The following is a 17,905-nucleotide window of genomic DNA, read 5'->3' on the forward strand; positions in this document are numbered from 1 at the left end:
TCCGAGTGCGTATTATTTCACCAAAACTGTCTTTAACATGCCATAAAATAAGCAATCTGCCGTTTTTGCAACCGCAATCACACTTCCTGATGGCATACTAATGAATAAGAGAAAGAGTAAGGAAGAACATTCATGCCTTTAAATGCCCAACAGCTAGCCGCACAGAAAAACCTTTCCTATGTTCTGGCCGAAAAGCTGGCTCAGCGAATATTAAAAGGTGAGTACGCGCCAGGCGCCATCCTACCAGGTGAAATAGAACTGGGCAGCCAGTTCGGTGTGAGCCGTACAGCGGTAAGGGAAGCGGTAAAGACATTAACGGCAAAAGGTATGGTATTACCGCGCCCGCGTATTGGTACTCGCGTTATGCCACAAGCAAACTGGAACTTTCTCGATCAGGAACTGCTCACCTGGTGGATGACGGAAGATAATTTCCCTCAGGTCATCAAACATTTTCTGGTGATGCGCATTAGCCTGGAGCCTCAAGCCTGTTTACTGGCGGCGACTATCGGCACAGCAGAACAAAAAGCACATCTGACTACGTTAATGGAAGAGATGGTCGAGCTGAAAAGGAACTTTAAGCGCGAGCGCTGGATTGAGGTTGATATCGCCTGGCATGAGCACATCTATGAAATGAGCGCGAATCCATTTCTGATCTCCTTTGCCTCGTTATTCCATTCCGTTTATCAGACCTATTTTACCTCTATTACCTATAACGACGTGGTAAAGCTGGATTTGCATCAGGCTATTGTCGATGCCATAGAGGAGAGCGATGGCGATCGCGCCTTCACCGCCTGTCAGGCATTGCTGATAGCTCCTAACGATCTCCCGGATAAATAACATGCCTGAAAAAAAATCGCGCAGTATGGCCGGACTGCCATGGATCGCAGCCATGGCCTTTTTTATGCAGGCATTAGACGCCACCATCCTTAATACTGCGTTACCCGCCATCGCGCACAGCCTCAACCGCTCCCCACTCGCCATGCAGTCTGCCATTATCAGCTACACCCTGACGGTAGCGATGTTGATCCCGGTAAGTGGCTGGCTGGCTGACCGCTTCGGCACCCGACGTATCTTTATGATTGCCGTGAGTCTGTTTACCCTGGGTTCACTTGCCTGCGCACTCTCCGGCTCTTTAACCCAACTGGTTATTTTCCGCGTGATACAAGGCATTGGTGGCGCAATGATGATGCCGGTTGCCCGCCTGGCGCTATTACGCGCCTACCCGCGCAGTGAGCTGCTCCCGGTCCTTAACTTCGTGACTATGCCGGGACTGGTGGGACCCATTTTAGGTCCGGTCCTGGGCGGAGTACTGGTCACGTGGGCCAGCTGGCATTGGATCTTCTTGATTAATATTCCGATTGGCATCGCCGGCATCTTCTACGCCCGCAAATATATGCCTAACTTCACGACTCCGCGCCGCCGTTTTGATATGACTGGCTTCTTTCTCTTTGGTCTGAGTCTGGTACTGTTCTCCAGCGGCGTGGAGTTGTTCGGTGAAAAGCTTGTCGCCAGTTGGGTCGCCCTCAGCATTATTCTTGGTAGCATTTTGCTACTGCTCGCTTACATCCGCCACGCGCGCCGCCATCCCACACCGTTAATTTCTCTGCCAATCTTTAAGACCCGCACCTTCTCGGTCGGTATCGCAGGAAACCTTGCCACACGTCTGGGAACGGGGTGTGTCCCTTTCTTAATGCCGCTGATGTTGCAGGTAGGCTTTGGCTACCCGGCGCTAATAGCCGGTTGCATGATGGCGCCGACGGCGCTGGGATCTATTCTGGCGAAATCGATGGTGACGCAGGTTCTGCGTCGTCTTGGCTACCGCACCACGCTGGTCGGCGTCACGGTATTTATCGGCCTGATGATTGCGCAGTTCTCTTTGCAATCTCCCGCGATGCCAGTCTGGATGCTGATCCTGCCGCTGTTCATTTTAGGTATGGGAATGTCCACCCAGTTTACTTCAATGAATACCATTACCCTTGCGGATCTAACCGATGATAATGCCAGTAGCGGCAACAGCGTGTTAGCCGTCACGCAGCAGCTGTCGATCAGCTTAGGGGTGGCGATTAGCGCCGCCGTACTGCGTGTCTATGAAGGCATGGAAGGAACCAATACGGTAGAACAGTTCCACTATACCTTTATTACGATGGGCGCGATTACGGTGATATCAGCGCTGATGTTCATGCTGCTAAAAGCCAAAGATGGCCGCAACCTGATCAATGATCGGCATAAGTCTAAACCGACCCCCGCACCATCAGAACAGGAGTAAGCTGCAGGCGCTGTTGCTGTAAAGCGGGCTGCGCCATGCGGTGGATTAATACGTCGATGGCCAGCTCACCCAGTTCATCTTTCGGTTGGTGGATAGTGGTGAGCGGTGGCGTCATGTAGCGCGCCAGTTCGATATCATCATAGCCCACGACCGCCATATCCTGCGGAATGCGCAATCCTGACTGATACAGAGCCTGATACGCCCCCACAGCCATTGCATCATTGCCCGCAAAAACGGCCTGTGGTCGCTGGTTATGTGACAACAGCGTTTGCATGGCTTCAAACCCACCGCCGAACTCAAAATCACCGGTGATCTCATAGCCCTGAGGAATATCCAGCCCTGCACGCTTCATCGCTTCCCGGTATCCCTCCAGCCGCAAACGTGCCGGCGTTTTATCCAGTGGACCGGTAATACAAGCTATGCGCGTAAAGCCCTTATCAATGAGATGCTGAGTTGCCAGATCGCCACCCAGCAGGGAATTGTCCTGAATCAGGTCACTTTCCCCTTCAAAGGGTGACCAGTCCATCATCACGGTGGGAATAGAAGGGTAGCGCTGCATGATCTCCATGGAAGGCTGATGGGTTTCGGTGCAGAGCAGCAGTAAGCCGTCCACCCGCTTTTGCATCAGCGTCTCCAGATTACGATTCATGCGCTGTTCATCGCCTTCGGTGTTGCACAACACCAGACTGTAGCCGCGCTCAAAACAGCTGCGCTCAACGCCGCGCACCAGTTCTGAATAGAAGGGGTTGGTACTGGCTGTGATTAACATGCCAATGGTGCGAGTCTGATTCAACTTGAGGCTACGCGCCAGCGCGGAAGGCGCATAGTTAAGCTCTTTAATCGCAGCGTCAACTTTGCCGGTGATAGCCTCGCTGACAAAGCGATCTTTATTAATGACGTGAGAAACCGTCGACGTGGAAACACCCGCCAGGCGGGCAACGTCCTTCATTGTAGCCAAGCGTTACCTCTGCTGACCTAAAAACGCCTCAATTTCTTCGCGCCACGGAACGGAAGGTTGTGCACCTTTACGCGTTACCGCAATCGCCGCGGCCGCATGCGCAAAGCGAATCGCCTCAGGCAACGGTGTCTCTTCCAGTAACGCGGTAATTAACGCACCGTTAAAGGTATCACCGGCAGCGATGGTATCAACGGCGTCCACTTTAAAACCAGGAACACGATGACCTTCACCGTTTACGCTAGCCCACACACCACGACTTCCTAAGGTAATCAGTACGGTGTGAATTCCCTTTGTGTGCAGCGCCAGCGCTGCTTTAGCGGCATCTTCATCGTTTTCTACCCGGATCCCGGTCAGCTTTTCAGCTTCCGTTTCATTCGGGGTAATGATATCCACCAGCGACAGCAGTTCGTCAGGGAGTTCACGAGCCGGAGCCGGATTAAGCGCGACCGTCGTATTATGTCGACGCGCAATTTTTGCCGCAGCCAGTACGCTTTCAATGGGCGACTCTAACTGCATCAGTAAGGCCGAGGCCTGCGCAATACGGTCATGTTGAGCTTCCACTAACGCAGGAGAAAGTGCGGCATTCGCCCCGGCATGAATAGCGATAACGTTCTCGCCTTCCGCGTTAACAAAAATCAGCGCCACGCCGGTCGCTTCGCCAGAAATCACGCTAACAGGCGCAATATCGATGTTATCGCTGGCTAATTGTTTACGTACACGCTCACCAATATCGTCATCTCCTGTACAGGCAATGAAGGCGATATTCGCACCACTACGACCCGCAGCAACCGCCTGGTTCGCGCCTTTTCCGCCAAATGCAACCTGATAGTGGCTACCGGTTACGGTTTCGCCAGGTGTCGGAAAAGAGTTAAGGTTAAGGATGTGATCGGCATTAATGCTGCCAAGTACAACGAGGTTGCCTGCGGTTTTCATGTTCAGAATTCCAAGTCAAAGTGCGCCACCGGGTTAGGGTGGCGCGTGCCCTGCTTTTCTTTTTACGCTTTCATCTTCAACACTCTGAGGATGGCGTATTTATGTCGCCATCAGGTCGCGAGCGGCCTGAATCGCTATTACTGCTTGATGACCAGCTTCAGGTCAACTGGATATTTAGCCTGAACCTTCTCGCCCTTCAGTACCTTATCCGCAATATCAACGCCTTTCGCGCCAATCTGATCCGGTAACTGAGCGATGGTCGCAGCCAGTTTGCCATCATTTACCGCTTTTTCGCCATCAGGCGTGCCGTCAAATCCAACCACCATCACATCAGATTTACCCGCCGTTTGCAGAGCACGCAGCGCGCCCAGTGCCATTTCATCGTTCTGAGCAAATACGGCCTGCACATCAGGATGCGCGGTCAGCAGGTTCTGCATAACGTTCAGACCTTTGGTACGGTCGAAATCTGCCGGCTGGCTGGCCAGCACGTTAAATTTGTGTGCCGCAACGGCCTGCTGGAAACCTTCACCACGCTCACGCGCCGCCGATGTTCCGGCAATACCCTGCAGTTCGATAACTTTCGCACCTTCGCCTGCTTTCTTCGCGATGTAGTCACCGGCAATTTTACCGCCCAGCACGTTATCAGACGCAATATGGCTGACAACGTCCCCTTTGGTTGCCTGACGGTCCAGGGTGATCACCGGAATTTTCGCCTGGTTAGCCATCTTCACGGCATTACCCACGGCATCGGAGTCGGTTGGGTTAATCAGCAGAATTTTGGTTCCACGCACGGTTAAGTCCTGAACGTTCGCCAACTCTTTCGCCGGGTTGTTCTGCGAGTCCAGAATCACCAGGTTATAACCTAGCTTATCTGCTTCTTTTTGCGCCCCATCCTTCAGAGAGACAAAGAACGGGTTGTTAAGGGTAGAGACCACCAGCGCAATGGTATCTTTTGCCATCGCATTCGCGCTCACGGTGGCACTCAGCGCAACAGCAGAAACCAGGGTAGCCAGTTTTTTCATGTTCATATTTAAGATGTCCTGTAGTCGTTGTTACTGCTTTTTGTTGTCTACCAGTACCGCCAGCAAAATGACCACTGCTTTAACGATCATCTGGTAATAGGAGGAAACACCTAACAAATTCAAACCATTATTGAGGAAACCGAGAATCAGTGCGCCGATCAGCGTACCAACAATACGTCCTTTACCGCCAGCCAGGCTGGTGCCGCCTAATACCACCGCCGCGATAGCATCCAGTTCATAGCCGGTACCCGCCGTCGGTTGCGCTGAGGAGAGGCGCGCCACTTCGATGATGCCCGCCAGAGAAGCCAGCAGTCCACAGAGTGAATAAACGATAATTTTGATCTTATTGACGCTGATACCGGACAGACGCGTTGCCGCTTCGTTACCACCCAGCGCATAAATATATCGGCCCAGACGGGTATGGTGCAGCATGTACCACGCGGCCAGGAAGACAATCCCCATGATCCATACTGGCGTTGGGACGCCTAACGGACGACCAATACCAAACCAGCCAAACAGATCGGCATTATCGGTAAAGCCGGTGTTTACCGGACTGCCGTTGGTGTACACCATGGTGACACCGCGCAGCAGCAACATCATCACCAGCGTGGCGATAAACGCCTGCACGCGGCCTTTTGCCACAATAACGCCAGTCACGGCACCAACCGCCGCACCTAACGCCAGCGCAGCGGCAACGGCCACCAACGCGTTGACTTCAAGACCCACAATCGAAGCAGCAACGGCACCGGTAAGCGCCAGTAGCGAACCCACAGACAGATCGATACCCGACGTCAGAATAACCAGCGTCATACCAACGGCCATGATGGCGTTAACCGACGTTTGCTGGAGAATGTTGAACAGGTTATTAACGGTAAAAAAGTTGGGGCTCATGGTGGAAACAATCGCGATCAGCACTAACAGAGCGATGAGCGACTTTTGCTCCAGAAGCCATGCTTTAGTGAAATAACGGCGACCAGAAACAGCCTGGGTAGTCATCTTTTTTACTCCTGATTCACGCGATTAAGCTTGCCCACAGCGGCAGCCATTAATACTTCCTGAGTGGCCTGCTCGCGAGTGAATTCACCGCCGAGATGCCCTTCATGCATGACGATAATGCGATCGCTCATGCCCAATACTTCTGGCATCTCCGAAGAGACCAGAATGATGCTCAGCCCATCAGCCTTAAACTGGTTGATTAGCTGGTAAATCTCTTTTTTAGCCCCAACGTCCACGCCGCGCGTAGGTTCATCGAGGATCAGCACTTTGGGACGGGTCATCAAACCACGCGCAATCGCCACTTTTTGCTGATTGCCACCGGAGAGCAGGCCGATTGCCTGTTCCATCGAGGGCGTTTTCACATTGAACAGACGGATAAAATCACCCACCGCCTGCTGCTCATCTTTGTGTTTCAGACTGCCGCCCGCACGGCTGAAGTAACGCAATGCGGTCAACGACATGTTCTCTTTCACCGACATGCCCAGCACTAAGCCGTCGCGTTTGCGGTCTTCAGAAATATAGACGATGCCGTTGGCCAGCCCATCCTGTTCAGAACGCGTAACCACTTCATGCCCGTCAAGCGTGACGTAACCACTGGTGCGCGGCAGCGCGCCGTATAGCACTTTCATCAATTCAGTACGTCCGGCACCCATCAGACCCGACACGCCAAGGATCTCACCTTTACGCAACGTGAATGACACATCATGCACTCCAGGGCCGCACAGGTTATCGACCTTCAGGCGCACATCGCCAGGCGCTTTATCCAGCCGCGGGTACTGATCTTCCAGCTTACGTCCCACCATCATTTCAATGAGTGAATCTTCGGTCAGTGAGGCCACTTCACGTTCGGCAATAAACTGTCCATCGCGGAACACCGTCACATCATCACAAATTTCGAAAATCTCTTTCATGCGGTGAGAAATATAGACAATGCCGCGTCCCTGAGATTTCAGTTCACGGATCACGCGGAACAGGGATTCGGTTTCGGTATCCGTCAACGCATCCGTCGGTTCATCCATAATGATGACCCGGGATTCAAAGCTCAGCACTTTGGCGATTTCAACCATCTGCTGATCGCCAATCGATAGCTCACCGACCAGCTTGTCGCTTTTAAAACGCAGATTAAGTTTAGCCAGCAACTGGTCTGCTTCGGCATACATCTTCTTCCAGTCTATTTTGCCAAAGCGATTCACAAACTCACGGCCGAGGAAAATGTTCTCGGCGATGGTGAGTTGCGGGATCAGGTTCAGTTCCTGGTGAATGATGCCGATCCCTGCTTCCTGAGAGGATTTAGGACCGTTAAAGGTGGTTTCTTTCCCCAGCCATAATAACGAACCGGCATCACGAGTGTAGATACCGGTCAGGACTTTCATCATGGTGGATTTGCCCGCGCCGTTTTCGCCCACCAGCGCCATAACGCGGCCGGAGTAAACATTCAACGCGGCGCCGGATAGCGCCTTAACGCCCGGGAACGCTTTATCGATCCCTTTGAGTTGCAGTAGTGCGTTCATGATGGCCTCAGAACGTGACGCCAGCACAAAGAATGATATTCGCATACGGAGAACATTCTCCGCTGCGAATTACCGCCTGACTGTCTGCGGTTTGTTTTTTGAATTGTTCATGCGTGGTGTAACGAATTTCTATGGTATTTCCCTGGTGTTGTTGCAGTTGCTCAATGTGGCTGAGCAACGTTTCGTGGAGTTGCGGATTATGTTGTTTGATTTCCGTCGCGAGAATGGCCGACTCGACCTGCATTTCACGCGTGACCACATCCAGTACCTGCATAAAAGAAGGTACGCCCTGGGTTAATGCCATATCGATACGCGTAGTACTATTTGGGATGGGTAAACCCGCATCACACACCACCAGCGTATCGGTATGCCCCAGACGGGAGATCACCGATGAAATTTCAGAGTTGAGTACCGTGCCTTTCTTCATTTTCTTTCCCCACTAGCGAAACGTTTCGCTGGTGATAAGTTTAGTCTGAAGAATGCACATAAAACCACCATGACGTTACGAAAATGTGATCGTCATCGAAACGTTTCGCAAGCCGTATCATCAGAAGAAAGGAAAATGTGAGGGGGAAAACAAAACGCCCCCTTTCATGAAGAAAGAGGGCGTCGGTAACGTTAAATCTCGACCTGCGTCCCGAGTTCAATCACCCGGTTAGGTGGGATCTCAAACTGGTCCGGTGCACGTAGCGCATTGCGCTGCAACAGCAGATACAATTTGCCGCGCAGGCGTAAATACCACGGACGTTTGCCGACAATCAGCGACTCGTGCGACATGAAGAACGAGGTTTCCATCATCCGACAGCTTAGGCCTTCCAGCCCGCAGCGATGGAACACTTCCTCTACGTTTGGTGTTTCGCGCCAGCCGTAGCTGGCCACCACGCGCCAGAAGGTCGGCGACAGCTGCTCAATTTGCACCCTACGCACATTATGAACATACGGCGCATCTTCTGTACGCAGCGTCAGCAGGATCACGCGTTCATGCAGCACCTTGTTATGTTTGAGGTTATGCAGAAGCGCAAACGGGATGACATTCATGGCACGGGACATATACACCGCTGTGCCAGGCACGCGTACCGGCGGCGATTTCTCCAGAGAAGCAATCATCGCCTCCAGAGAATTACCGTGTTCATGCATACGACGCAGCAGACGGAAGCGCTCGCTTTTCCAGGTGGTCATGATGGTGAACATCACCAGACCCAGCGTCAGCGGCAGCCAACCACCAGAAATCAGCTTATCAAGGTTCGCGGAGAACAGCGGGATATCAATGCACAGGAAGGCCACCAGAATCAGGAACACAAAGTATTTATTCCAGTGCCAGTTTTTGCGCGCCACGGTTGTCGACAGAATAGACGTCAGCACCATCGTCCCCGTTACCGCAATACCGTACGCGGCAGCCAGGTTACTGGAGTGCTCAAAGCTGACGATCACAATCACCACCGCGATGTACAGCATCCAGTTGACGAACGGAATATAGATTTGCCCTGACTCCATCTCTGAAGTGTGGATGATACGCATCGGCGACAGATATCCCAGACGTACCGCCTGCCGCGTCAATGAGAATACACCAGAGATCACCGCCTGCGAGGCAATAACCGTGGCCAGCGCGGCAAGGATCAACAGGGGAATCAACGCCCAGTCCGGTGCCAGCAGGAAGAACGGGTTTTTGATCGCTTCCGGATGTTTTAACAGCAATGCACCCTGGCCAAAATAGTTCAGCACCAGCGAAGGTAACACTACAGAGAACCACGCCAGGCGAATGGGGAACTTACCAAAGTGGCCCATATCCGCGTACAGCGCTTCAACGCCGGTGATCGACAGCACCACCGCGCCCAGCGCAATAAACGACAGCGTTTTATATTCGAGGAAGAAATGCACCGCCCACATTGGGTTTAACGCCTGCAGCACTTCCGGGTTAGCAATAATACTACGTACGCCCAACACCGCCAGCACCAGGAACCAAACCAGCATAATAGGTGCAAAAAGCTTACCCACGGTGCCAGTACCGTGCTTTTGAATCATAAACAGCAGTGTCAGGACAATAATAGAGAGCGGAACAATCCAGGTATCCAGTTGCGGTGCCACGATCTCCAGACCTTCGATCGCCGACATCACCGAAATAGCCGGCGTAATCACCACCTCACCATAGAAGAAGCTGCCGCCTATCAACCCCATAATGACCAGCATTGAGGTTGTTCGCGCCGACGTATTACGCCCGGCCAGTGACATTAGCGTCAGGATCCCGCCTTCTCCGGCGTTATCCGCACGCATGACAAACGTCAGGTACTTGATGGAGACAACAAAGATCAGCAGCCAGAAAATCAGCGAAAGAAAACCAAACACGGCATCACGTTCAACGCCAAAACCGAACTGCCCAGACAAACATTCACGGAGTGTATAAAGTGGGCTGGTACCAATATCACCGTAGACAACCCCAATAGCTGCAAGGGTAATCGCAGACAATGATTGCTTATTATCAGTGCTCATAGACTCGTCTTTCGTTTATACACGTCATTCTTCAGGCCGCTTCCATTGGCTTCACGCGTTATTCCGCCCATCCCAGGAGATAACTCATTTACCGTCTTCGTGCAGCTTGATTGATTTGGTGTATATATAAGAAATGTGTGCGTAGTCCCTTGGCCCACAAAAAGGCGCACAGTATGCACGATTAATCGCAAAATCGTACCCCTAAATGAGACCAGATTAATCTGGCTCAAAGAAAAATAAGCGCACCTTCAGTCTATTACTGCACTGGTGTGAAGCATTTATACTCGCAGTTTACGCAGTACATTTGGCGAAAGGACGCCACTTCATTATGGCTCACCCACATTTATTAGCGGAAAGAATTTCCCGTCTGAGCAATGCGCTGGAAAAGGGACTCTATGAACGTAGCCACGCCATTCGTCTGTGCCTGCTGGCGGCGCTTAGCGGTGAGAGTGTGTTCTTACTCGGCCCGCCAGGGATCGCAAAAAGCTTAATTGCACGTCGGCTGAAGTTTGCGTTTAAAAATGCGCGCGCTTTCGAATATTTGATGACGCGCTTCTCCACGCCAGAAGAAGTCTTCGGCCCGCTATCTATTCAGGCCCTGAAAGATGAAGGGCGCTATGAGCGCTTAACGGCGGGTTATCTTCCCGAAGCTGAAATCGTTTTTCTGGATGAAATCTGGAAGGCGGGCCCGGCCATCCTCAACACCCTGCTGACCGCCATTAACGAACGCCACTTCCGCAACGGCGCGTTTGAGGAAAAAATCCCGATGCGTCTGCTGGTGGCGGCCTCCAACGAACTGCCTGAAGCAGACAGCAGCCTGGAAGCACTGTACGACCGTATGCTAATTCGCCTGTGGCTGGACAAGGTGCAGGACAAGGCCAACTTCCGCTCCATGTTGTTAAGCCAGCAGGATGAAAGCGACAACCCTGTTCCGGCAACGTTACAGGTGACCGATGAAGAGTATTACCAGTGGCAAAAAGATATCGGCACCATCACGCTTCCCGATCGCGTCTTTGAGTTGGTCTATACGCTGCGCCAGCAGTTGGATGCACTACCGAACGCTCCTTACGTCTCTGACCGCCGCTGGAAAAAAGCGATCCGCCTGTTGCAGGCCAGCGCCTTCTTTAGCGGACGCGATGCGGTTGCACCTATCGATCTTATCCTGTTGAAAGACTGCCTGTGGTACGACGCACAAAGCCTGAATCTGATGCAGCAGCAGATTGAAATATTGATGACCGGACACGCCTGGCAGCAGCAGTCAATGCTAACGCGCCTCGGCGCGATTGTGCAGCGCCGCCTCCAGTTACAGCAGCAACAGAGCGATAAAACCGCCTTTACCGTTATTCGCCAGGGTGGGATGTTCAGCCGTCGTCCACATTATGATCTACCTGCAGACGTTAATACGGCGGTAGTGACGTTGCTGCTACAAAAGCCTTTAAAACTGCATGATATGGACGTTATCCATATTGCGTTTGAGCGTAGCGCGCTGGAGCAGTGGCTGACCAAAGGCAGTGAAATCCGCGGCAAGCTAAACGGCATAGGCTTTGCCCAGACGCTGAATATGGAAGTCGACAGCGACCAGCACCTGGTCGTGCGCGACGTCAGCTTACAAGGCTCCCGCCTGGCACTTCCGGGTTCATCGAAAGAGAATATGCCCAGCGAGATAAAAGAGCAGCTTGAGGCGCTTGATACCGAGTGGCACCAGCAGCACCGCGGGTTTAGCGAACAGCAAAAATGTCTGTTTATCCATAGCGACTGGTTAGGCCGGATTGAAGCCAGCCTGCAGGACGTTGGCGAGCAGATCCGCCAGGCACAGCAATGCTGACGCTTGATACGCTGAATATTATGCTGGCGGTAAGCGAAGAGGGGATGATCGAAGAGATGATCCTCGCGCTGCTGGCCTCCCCACAGCTGGCGGTTTTTTTTGAAAAATTCCCCCGGCTAAAAAAGGCGATAGCCAACGATCTTCCCCGCTGGCGCGAGGCATTACGCAACCGTCTGAAAGATACCCGCGTACCGCCGGAACTGACGGAAGAAGTGATGTGCTACCAGCAAAGTCAGCTCCTTTCCTCCCCGCAGTTTATCGTCCAGTTACCGCAAATATTAACGCTACTGCACCGGTTACATTCCCCCTATGCCGGGCAAGCCCAACAATTGGTTGATGGCAATAGTACATTCACTCCCGCGCTGCACACGCTGTTTTTACAACGCTGGCGTTTAAGCCTGGTGATTCAAACCACCACGCTGAATCACCAGTTGCTGGAAGAAGAACGCGAACAGTTGCTCAGTGAAGTTCAGGAACGTATGACGCTGAGCGGACAGCTGGATCCGGTGCTGGCGGAAAACGACACCGCCGCAGGCCGTTTATGGGACATGAGCGCAGGTCAAATCAAGCGCGGCGATTACCAGTTAATCGTGAAGTACGGTGATTTCCTGACGCAGCAGCCCGAACTCCAACGCTTAGCCGAACAGTTGGGACGCTCCCGGGAAGCCAAATCGGTTCCGCGGAAAGATGCGCCAATGGAAACCTTTCGCACGCTGGTACGCGAACCCGCCACCGTCCCGGAGCAGGTTGATGGTATCCAACAAAGCGACGATATTCTGCGTTTACTCCCTCCGGAGCTGGCGACCCTTGGCATCACCGAACTGGAATATGAGTTCTATCGGCGGCTGGTGGAAAAACAGCTGCTGACATACCGCCTGCATGGCGAAGCCTGGCGTGAAAAAGTCACCGAGCGCCCGGTCGTGCATCAGGATTTTGACGAGCAGCCTCGCGGACCATTTATTGTCTGCGTGGATACGTCGGGTTCAATGGGAGGATTTAATGAGCAGTGCGCGAAAGCCTTTTGTCTGGCGCTAATGCGCGTGGCCCTTGCCGATAACCGCCGCTGCTACATCATGTTATTTTCGACTGAAGTTGTGCGCTACGAACTGTCTGGTCCACAGGGCATTGAGCAGGCGATCCGTTTCTTAAGCCAGCGTTTTCGCGGCGGTACGGATATTGCCAGCTGTTTTCGCGCCATTATTGAAAGGATGCAGGGACGGGAGTGGTTTGATGCCGACGCGGTCGTGATTTCGGATTTTATCGCTCAGCGGTTACCTGATGAAGTAGTGAGTAAAGTTGGGGAGTTACAGCGGGTGCATCAACACCGTTTTCATGCGGTTGCGATGTCAGCCCACGGCAAACCCGGCATCATGCGCATTTTCGATCATATCTGGCGCTTTGATACCGGGATGCGAAGCCGCCTGCTCAGACGCTGGCAGCGTTAATACTTACAGCAGGGAGTCGACGCTTTCACGGACCTGCGCCGGCCATACGCCGCACTGTACCTGACCAATATGCGGCAACTGCAGCAACAACATGGTCAAACGTGACTGACCAATACCGCCGCCAATGGTCTGCGGCATTTCGCCACGCAGCAGCGCCTGGTGCCATTCCAGACTCAGGCGATCTTCGTCGCCCGTCAGGGAAAGCTGGTGTTTCAACGCATCGGCATCCACACGGATCCCCATGGAAGACAGTTCAAACGCATCTTCAAGAACCGGGTTCCAGACCAAAATATCGCCGTTCAGACCAGCGTAACCCAGCTCGGAAGCCGAACTCCAGTCATCATAATCCGGCGCACGTACGTCATGACGATGACCATCGCTGAGCTTGCCGCCGATCCCCACCAGGAATACCGCACCCAGATCTTTCGCGATGGCGCGTTCACGCCCTTTGGCATCAAGATCCGGATAACGCGCTAACAGCTCCTGGCTGTGAACAAAATGGATCTGCTCTGGCAGGAACGGTGCCAGACCAAATTCTTTGCTTACCGCCGCTTCGGTCGCCTTAATTCCCGCCCAGATAGCCTCTACCGTGCTTTTCAGGGTGGAGAATTGACGCTCACCATCGCCCATAACGCGCTCCCAGTCCCACTGGTCCACATAGACCGAGTGAAGCGGAGAGAGACGGTCTTCATCCGGGCGCAGGGCTTTCATGTGCGTGTACAGCCCCTCACCCGCGCTGAAGTCATGTTGTCCCAGCGTTTGACGCTTCCACTTCGCCAGTGAATGCACCACTTCGAACTGGGCGTCTGGCAAAGCTTTCACTTTCACCTGCACCGCTTTTTCACAGCCCGACAAGTTATCCTGCGTGCCATCTCCTACACGGCTCAGGATCGGTGCCTGGACTTCAATCAGCCCCAGACGCTCTTCCAGTTGGCGAGAAAAGTGAGATTTCACGAAGCTAATTTGACGTTGTTTGGCAATGTAAGCGGTTTTCATTATGTTTACTCCTGTGTCCTGTTGCCTATGATTAAGCAACAGAATGCGGTCAATATTCAATAATCAACAAACAAAAAGCCTCATTAGATTTTAATTCGTTAAAATAAACCGCTAAAATAGAGCGAATCATCAATTTACATAAGAAAAACCTATGGAAAATTATCAGATCGACAATCTGGACCGCGGCATTCTCGACGCCCTAATGGAAAATGCCCGTACAGCCTACGCTGAACTGGCTAAACAGTTTGGTGTCAGCCCGGGGACGATCCACGTGCGCGTAGAGAAGATGAAACAGGCTGGGATCATTACCGGGGCGCGCATTGACGTCAGCCCCAAACAGTTGGGCTATGACGTTGGCTGTTTTATCGGCATCATCCTGAAAAGCGCGAAAGACTATCCGTCCGCACTGGCCAGACTGGAAAGCCTTGATGAAGTAACCGAAGCGTATTACACCACCGGGCACTACAGCATCTTTATTAAGGTCATGTGCCGATCCATCGACGCCTTACAGCAGGTACTTATCAACAAGATCCAAACAATCGATGAAATTCAGTCCACTGAAACCTTGATCGTCCTGCAGAACCCGATTATGCGTACTATTCGTCCATAATCGTTTTTTTTAATCCCCTATTTTTCCACAGGTAGATCCCAGCTCGCTCACAGCGTACAATACGCACTCTTTATAGAGGTGGGCGAGCATGGCAGACATTACTCTTATCAGCGGCAGTACCCTTGGCGGTGCTGAATACGTTGCAGAACATCTGGCTGAAAAGCTGGAGGATGCAGGTTTTTCAACCGAAACCTTGCACGGCCCGCAGGTCGAGGAGCTTTCAAGCTCTGGCATTTGGCTGGTGATCAGCTCAACGCACGGTGCGGGAGACATTCCGGACAACCTGCTTCCCTTCTATAACGATCTTCAGTCTCAGAAACCCGACCTTTCCCAGGTTCGTTTTGGTGCAATTGGCATTGGCAGTCGCGAATATGACACCTTCTGTGGCGCGATCGATAAATTACAGACTGAACTGACCGCGTCTGGTGCAAAACAGATAGGCGAAACACTCAAGATCAACGTCCTCGAACACGACATTCCGGAAGATCCAGCAGAAGTTTGGCTCGGATCCTGGATTAATTTACTCAAAAACGTGTAAAGATCGTGCGATCAAGTGTGGATAACTCTGGTAGTAAGCTTGGATTAACCGGTAGTTATCCAAAGAACAACCGTTGTTCAGTTTTTGAGTTGTGTATAACCCTTCATTTTGATCCCAGCTTATACGGACCAGGATCACCGATCATTCACAGTTAATGATCCTCAGCAACGTGTTGATCTTATTCAGAGGATCGCCCTTATCCACAGAACATCGCGATCCTAATAAGAGATCACAATAAAACAGATCTCTAAATAAAAAGATCTTCTTTTTAATACCCAGGATCCAAGGTCTTTCTCGATCGACTAAAGTTGAGTAGAATCCACGGCCCGGGCTTCAATCCATTTTCACACCGCGTTATGCGAGGCAATTACCATGTTTTATCAGGATCCTTTTGACGTCATCATCATTGGCGGGGGTCATGCAGGCACCGAGGCCGCGATGGCCGCGGCGCGAATGGGTCAACAGACCCTGCTGTTGACACACAATATCGACACTCTGGGACAGATGAGCTGCAACCCGGCGATCGGCGGTATTGGGAAAGGACACCTGGTAAAAGAAGTGGATGCGCTCGGTGGGCTGATGGCCAAAGCGATCGACCATGCAGGCATTCAGTTTAGGATACTAAACGCGAGCAAAGGACCGGCGGTGCGCGCCACCCGTGCTCAGGCAGACCGCGTGCTGTATCGCCAGGCCGTTCGTACTGCTCTGGAGAATCAGCCAAACCTGATGATCTTCCAGCAGGCGGTTGAAGATCTGATTGTGGAAAACGATCGTGTTGTCGGGGCAGTGACCCAAATGGGACTGAAGTTCCGTGCCAAAGCCGTGGTCTTAACGGTCGGAACCTTCCTCGACGGTAAAATTCATATCGGTCTGGACAACTACAGCGGTGGCCGTGCAGGCGATCCGCCGTCTATTCCGCTGTCACGCCGCCTGCGCGAACTGCCGCTACGCGTCAGCCGCCTGAAAACAGGTACACCACCGCGAATTGATGCGCGTACTATCGATTTCAGCGTGCTGGGTCAGCAGAACAGCGATAACCCCATGCCGGTCTTCTCGTTCCTTGGCGACGTCTCTCAACACCCGCGCCAGATGCCGTGTTATATCACGTATACCAACGAGAAAACCCATGACGTGATCCGCAATAACCTCGATCGTAGCCCGATGTATGCTGGCGTGATCGAAGGGATCGGCCCACGCTACTGCCCGTCGATCGAAGACAAAGTGATGCGCTTTGCCGACAGGAACCAGCATCAGATTTTCCTCGAGCCGGAAGGACTGACGTCCAACGAAATTTACCCGAACGGTATCTCCACCAGCCTACCGTTTGATGTGCAAATGCAAATTGTGCGCTCAATGCAGGGGATGGAAAACGCCCGAATCGTCCGCCCTGGCTACGCGATTGAGTATGATTTCTTCGATCCGCGCGACCTAAAACCGACTCTGGAAAGCAAATTTATTCAGGGCCTGTTCTTTGCCGGACAAATCAACGGTACAACGGGTTACGAAGAAGCCGCTGCGCAAGGTTTACTTGCGGGCCTCAACGCTGCTCGCCTGTCAGCCGACAAAGAAGGCTGGGCGCCTGCGCGTTCTCAGGCCTATCTCGGCGTGCTGGTGGACGATCTCTGCACGCTGGGTACCAAAGAACCGTACCGCATGTTTACCTCACGAGCGGAATACCGTTTGATGCTGCGTGAGGACAATGCCGATCTCCGTCTGACCGAAAAAGGACGCGAGCTGGGTCTGGTGGATGATGCACGCTGGGCGCGCTTCAATGAAAAACTGGAGCGCATTGAACAAGAACGTCAGCGTCTGAAATCGACCTGGGTGAACCCATTAGCCGAGACTGCTGCAGAAGTGAACGCTTACCTGGCGACCCCGTTGTCACGTGAGGCCAGCGGTGAAGATCTTCTGCGTCGCCCGGACGTGACCTACGCGCAACTGACGTCGTTGTCAGCGTTTGCACCAGGCCTTGACGATGCTCAGGCCGCTGAACAGGTTGAGATTCAAGTTAAGTACGAAGGCTATATCGCTCGCCAGCAGGACGAGATCGAAAGACACCAGCGTAATGAAAACACCCTGTTGCCTGCGACCCTGGATTATCGCCAGGTATCCGGCTTGTCGAATGAAGTCATTGCCAAGCTGAACGATCACAAACCGGTGTCCATCGGTCAGGCATCGCGCATATCTGGCGTTACGCCTGCCGCCATCTCCATTTTGCTGGTATGGCTGAAAAAACAAGGTATGCTGCGCCGCAGCGCTTAATGACACACTATTTTGGCGGGGGCGCTTTGCTTGCCCGCCCTACAAATTTGTAGGCC

The 17,905-nt window shown here is 52.7% G+C and carries 15 protein-coding genes; 7 read left to right on the forward strand and 8 right to left on the reverse strand.

The genetic code is table 11. The features are described from left to right. Nucleotides 1–132 precede the first annotated feature (132 nt). Both FDW98_RS21575 and mdtD read left to right on the forward strand, forming a co-directional pair. Complete coding sequence (locus FDW98_RS21575; RefSeq protein WP_096758963.1) at nucleotides 133–837, forward strand: FadR/GntR family transcriptional regulator; 705 nt, start codon at nucleotides 133–135, stop codon at nucleotides 835–837. Between the two features lies 1 nt (nucleotide 838). Continuing rightward, nucleotides 839–2,266 (forward strand): multidrug transporter subunit MdtD, encoded by a 1,428-nt coding sequence (gene mdtD / locus FDW98_RS21580; protein WP_096758964.1) that lies wholly within the window; start codon nucleotides 839–841, stop codon nucleotides 2,264–2,266. Here mdtD and rbsR read toward each other — a convergent pair. The 7 genes from rbsR to kup all read right to left on the reverse strand — a co-directional run bounded on the left by rbsR (nucleotide 2,232) and on the right by kup (nucleotide 10,173). Beyond that, nucleotides 2,232–3,224 carry a ribose operon transcriptional repressor RbsR gene (gene rbsR, locus FDW98_RS21585; protein WP_096758965.1) on the reverse strand — a complete coding sequence of 331 codons (993 nt, stop codon included), beginning with the start codon at nucleotides 3,222–3,224 and terminating at the stop codon, nucleotides 2,232–2,234. The two genes, mdtD and rbsR, sit on opposite strands and share 35 nt — an antisense overlap. A 3-nt stretch (nucleotides 3,225–3,227) precedes the next feature. After that, nucleotides 3,228–4,157, reverse strand: coding sequence for a ribokinase (gene rbsK, locus FDW98_RS21590; RefSeq protein ID WP_096758966.1), 930 nt, complete (start codon nucleotides 4,155–4,157; stop codon nucleotides 3,228–3,230). A gap of 137 nt (nucleotides 4,158–4,294) precedes the next feature. Continuing rightward, nucleotides 4,295–5,185, reverse strand: coding sequence for a ribose ABC transporter substrate-binding protein RbsB (gene rbsB, locus FDW98_RS21595; protein ID WP_096758967.1), 891 nt, complete (start codon nucleotides 5,183–5,185; stop codon nucleotides 4,295–4,297). Nucleotides 5,186–5,209: 24 nt separating this feature from the next. Further along, nucleotides 5,210–6,175, reverse strand: a complete 966-nt coding sequence (gene rbsC / locus FDW98_RS21600) for a ribose ABC transporter permease (RefSeq protein ID WP_096758968.1) — start codon at nucleotides 6,173–6,175, stop codon at nucleotides 5,210–5,212. A 5-nt stretch (nucleotides 6,176–6,180) separates the two neighbouring features. After that, complete coding sequence (rbsA, locus tag FDW98_RS21605) at nucleotides 6,181–7,686, reverse strand: ribose ABC transporter ATP-binding protein RbsA (RefSeq protein ID WP_096758969.1); 1,506 nt, start codon at nucleotides 7,684–7,686, stop codon at nucleotides 6,181–6,183. Nucleotides 7,687–7,693: 7 nt separating this feature from the next. Beyond that, a complete protein-coding gene (rbsD, locus tag FDW98_RS21610) occupies nucleotides 7,694–8,113 on the reverse strand; it encodes a D-ribose pyranase (RefSeq protein ID WP_061075803.1) in 420 nt (139 codons plus the stop codon). Nucleotides 8,114–8,304: 191 nt separating this feature from the next. Beyond that, entirely contained in the window at nucleotides 8,305–10,173 is a 1,869-nt protein-coding gene (gene kup / locus FDW98_RS21615; RefSeq protein ID WP_096758970.1) for a low affinity potassium transporter Kup, read from the reverse strand. Nucleotides 10,174–10,501: 328 nt separating this feature from the next. Here kup and ravA point away from each other — a divergent pair, with 328 nt between their 5' ends. Both ravA and viaA read left to right on the forward strand, forming a co-directional pair. Next, a complete protein-coding gene (ravA, locus tag FDW98_RS21620; RefSeq protein ID WP_096758971.1) occupies nucleotides 10,502–11,998 on the forward strand; it encodes an ATPase RavA in 1,497 nt (498 codons plus the stop codon). Further along, on the forward strand, nucleotides 11,992–13,443 hold the full coding sequence (gene viaA, locus FDW98_RS21625; protein WP_096758972.1) for an ATPase RavA stimulator ViaA: 1,452 nt from the start codon (nucleotides 11,992–11,994) through the stop codon (nucleotides 13,441–13,443). Before ravA ends, viaA begins: the two co-directional genes overlap by 7 nt. A gap of 3 nt (nucleotides 13,444–13,446) precedes the next feature. On the opposite strand, the gene asnA is transcribed toward viaA, so the two are convergent. Beyond that, on the reverse strand, nucleotides 13,447–14,439 hold the full coding sequence (gene asnA, locus FDW98_RS21630; RefSeq protein WP_096758973.1) for an aspartate--ammonia ligase: 993 nt from the start codon (nucleotides 14,437–14,439) through the stop codon (nucleotides 13,447–13,449). Nucleotides 14,440–14,590: 151 nt separating this feature from the next. On the opposite strand from asnA, the gene asnC reads away from it, so the two are divergent. From asnC to mnmG, 3 genes are all read left to right on the forward strand, one after another. Continuing rightward, a complete protein-coding gene (asnC, locus tag FDW98_RS21635; RefSeq protein WP_045449013.1) occupies nucleotides 14,591–15,049 on the forward strand; it encodes a transcriptional regulator AsnC in 459 nt (152 codons plus the stop codon). Between the two features lie 88 nt (nucleotides 15,050–15,137). Then, nucleotides 15,138–15,587 (forward strand): FMN-binding protein MioC, encoded by a 450-nt coding sequence (gene mioC / locus FDW98_RS21640; protein ID WP_096758974.1) that lies wholly within the window; start codon nucleotides 15,138–15,140, stop codon nucleotides 15,585–15,587. 372 nt (nucleotides 15,588–15,959) lie between these two features. After that, the gene (gene mnmG, locus FDW98_RS21645) at nucleotides 15,960–17,849 is read left to right on the forward strand and encodes a tRNA uridine-5-carboxymethylaminomethyl(34) synthesis enzyme MnmG (RefSeq protein WP_096758975.1); all 1,890 of its coding nucleotides are present in this window, start codon (nucleotides 15,960–15,962) and stop codon (nucleotides 17,847–17,849) included. The last annotated feature ends 56 nt before the right edge of the window (nucleotides 17,850–17,905 follow it).

The sequence above is a fragment of the Citrobacter sp. wls711 genome (assembly GCF_005281055.1).
GTDB lineage: Bacteria > Pseudomonadota > Gammaproteobacteria > Enterobacterales > Enterobacteriaceae > Citrobacter > Citrobacter gillenii.

Bases quoted from the DNA above. Each gene is read 5' to 3' on its own strand.
- FDW98_RS21575 (WP_096758963.1), top strand. From the start codon at position 133: ATGCCTTTAAATGCCCAACAGCTAGCCGCACAGAAAAACCTTTCCTAT.
- mdtD (WP_096758964.1), top strand. From the start codon at position 839: ATGCCTGAAAAAAAATCGCGCAGTATGGCCGGACTGCCATGGATCGCA.
- rbsK (WP_096758966.1), bottom strand. From the start codon at position 4,157: ATGAAAACCGCAGGCAACCTCGTTGTACTTGGCAGCATTAATGCCGAT.
- rbsB (WP_096758967.1), bottom strand. From the start codon at position 5,185: ATGAACATGAAAAAACTGGCTACCCTGGTTTCTGCTGTTGCGCTGAGT.
- rbsC (WP_096758968.1), bottom strand. From the start codon at position 6,175: ATGACTACCCAGGCTGTTTCTGGTCGCCGTTATTTCACTAAAGCATGG.
- rbsA (WP_096758969.1), bottom strand. From the start codon at position 7,686: ATGAACGCACTACTGCAACTCAAAGGGATCGATAAAGCGTTCCCGGGC.
- rbsD (WP_061075803.1), bottom strand. From the start codon at position 8,113: ATGAAGAAAGGCACGGTACTCAACTCTGAAATTTCATCGGTGATCTCC.
- kup (WP_096758970.1), bottom strand. From the start codon at position 10,173: ATGAGCACTGATAATAAGCAATCATTGTCTGCGATTACCCTTGCAGCT.
- ravA (WP_096758971.1), top strand. From the start codon at position 10,502: ATGGCTCACCCACATTTATTAGCGGAAAGAATTTCCCGTCTGAGCAAT.
- viaA (WP_096758972.1), top strand. From the start codon at position 11,992: ATGCTGACGCTTGATACGCTGAATATTATGCTGGCGGTAAGCGAAGAG.
- asnA (WP_096758973.1), bottom strand. From the start codon at position 14,439: ATGAAAACCGCTTACATTGCCAAACAACGTCAAATTAGCTTCGTGAAA.
- asnC (WP_045449013.1), top strand. From the start codon at position 14,591: ATGGAAAATTATCAGATCGACAATCTGGACCGCGGCATTCTCGACGCC.
- mioC (WP_096758974.1), top strand. From the start codon at position 15,138: ATGGCAGACATTACTCTTATCAGCGGCAGTACCCTTGGCGGTGCTGAA.
- mnmG (WP_096758975.1), top strand. From the start codon at position 15,960: ATGTTTTATCAGGATCCTTTTGACGTCATCATCATTGGCGGGGGTCAT.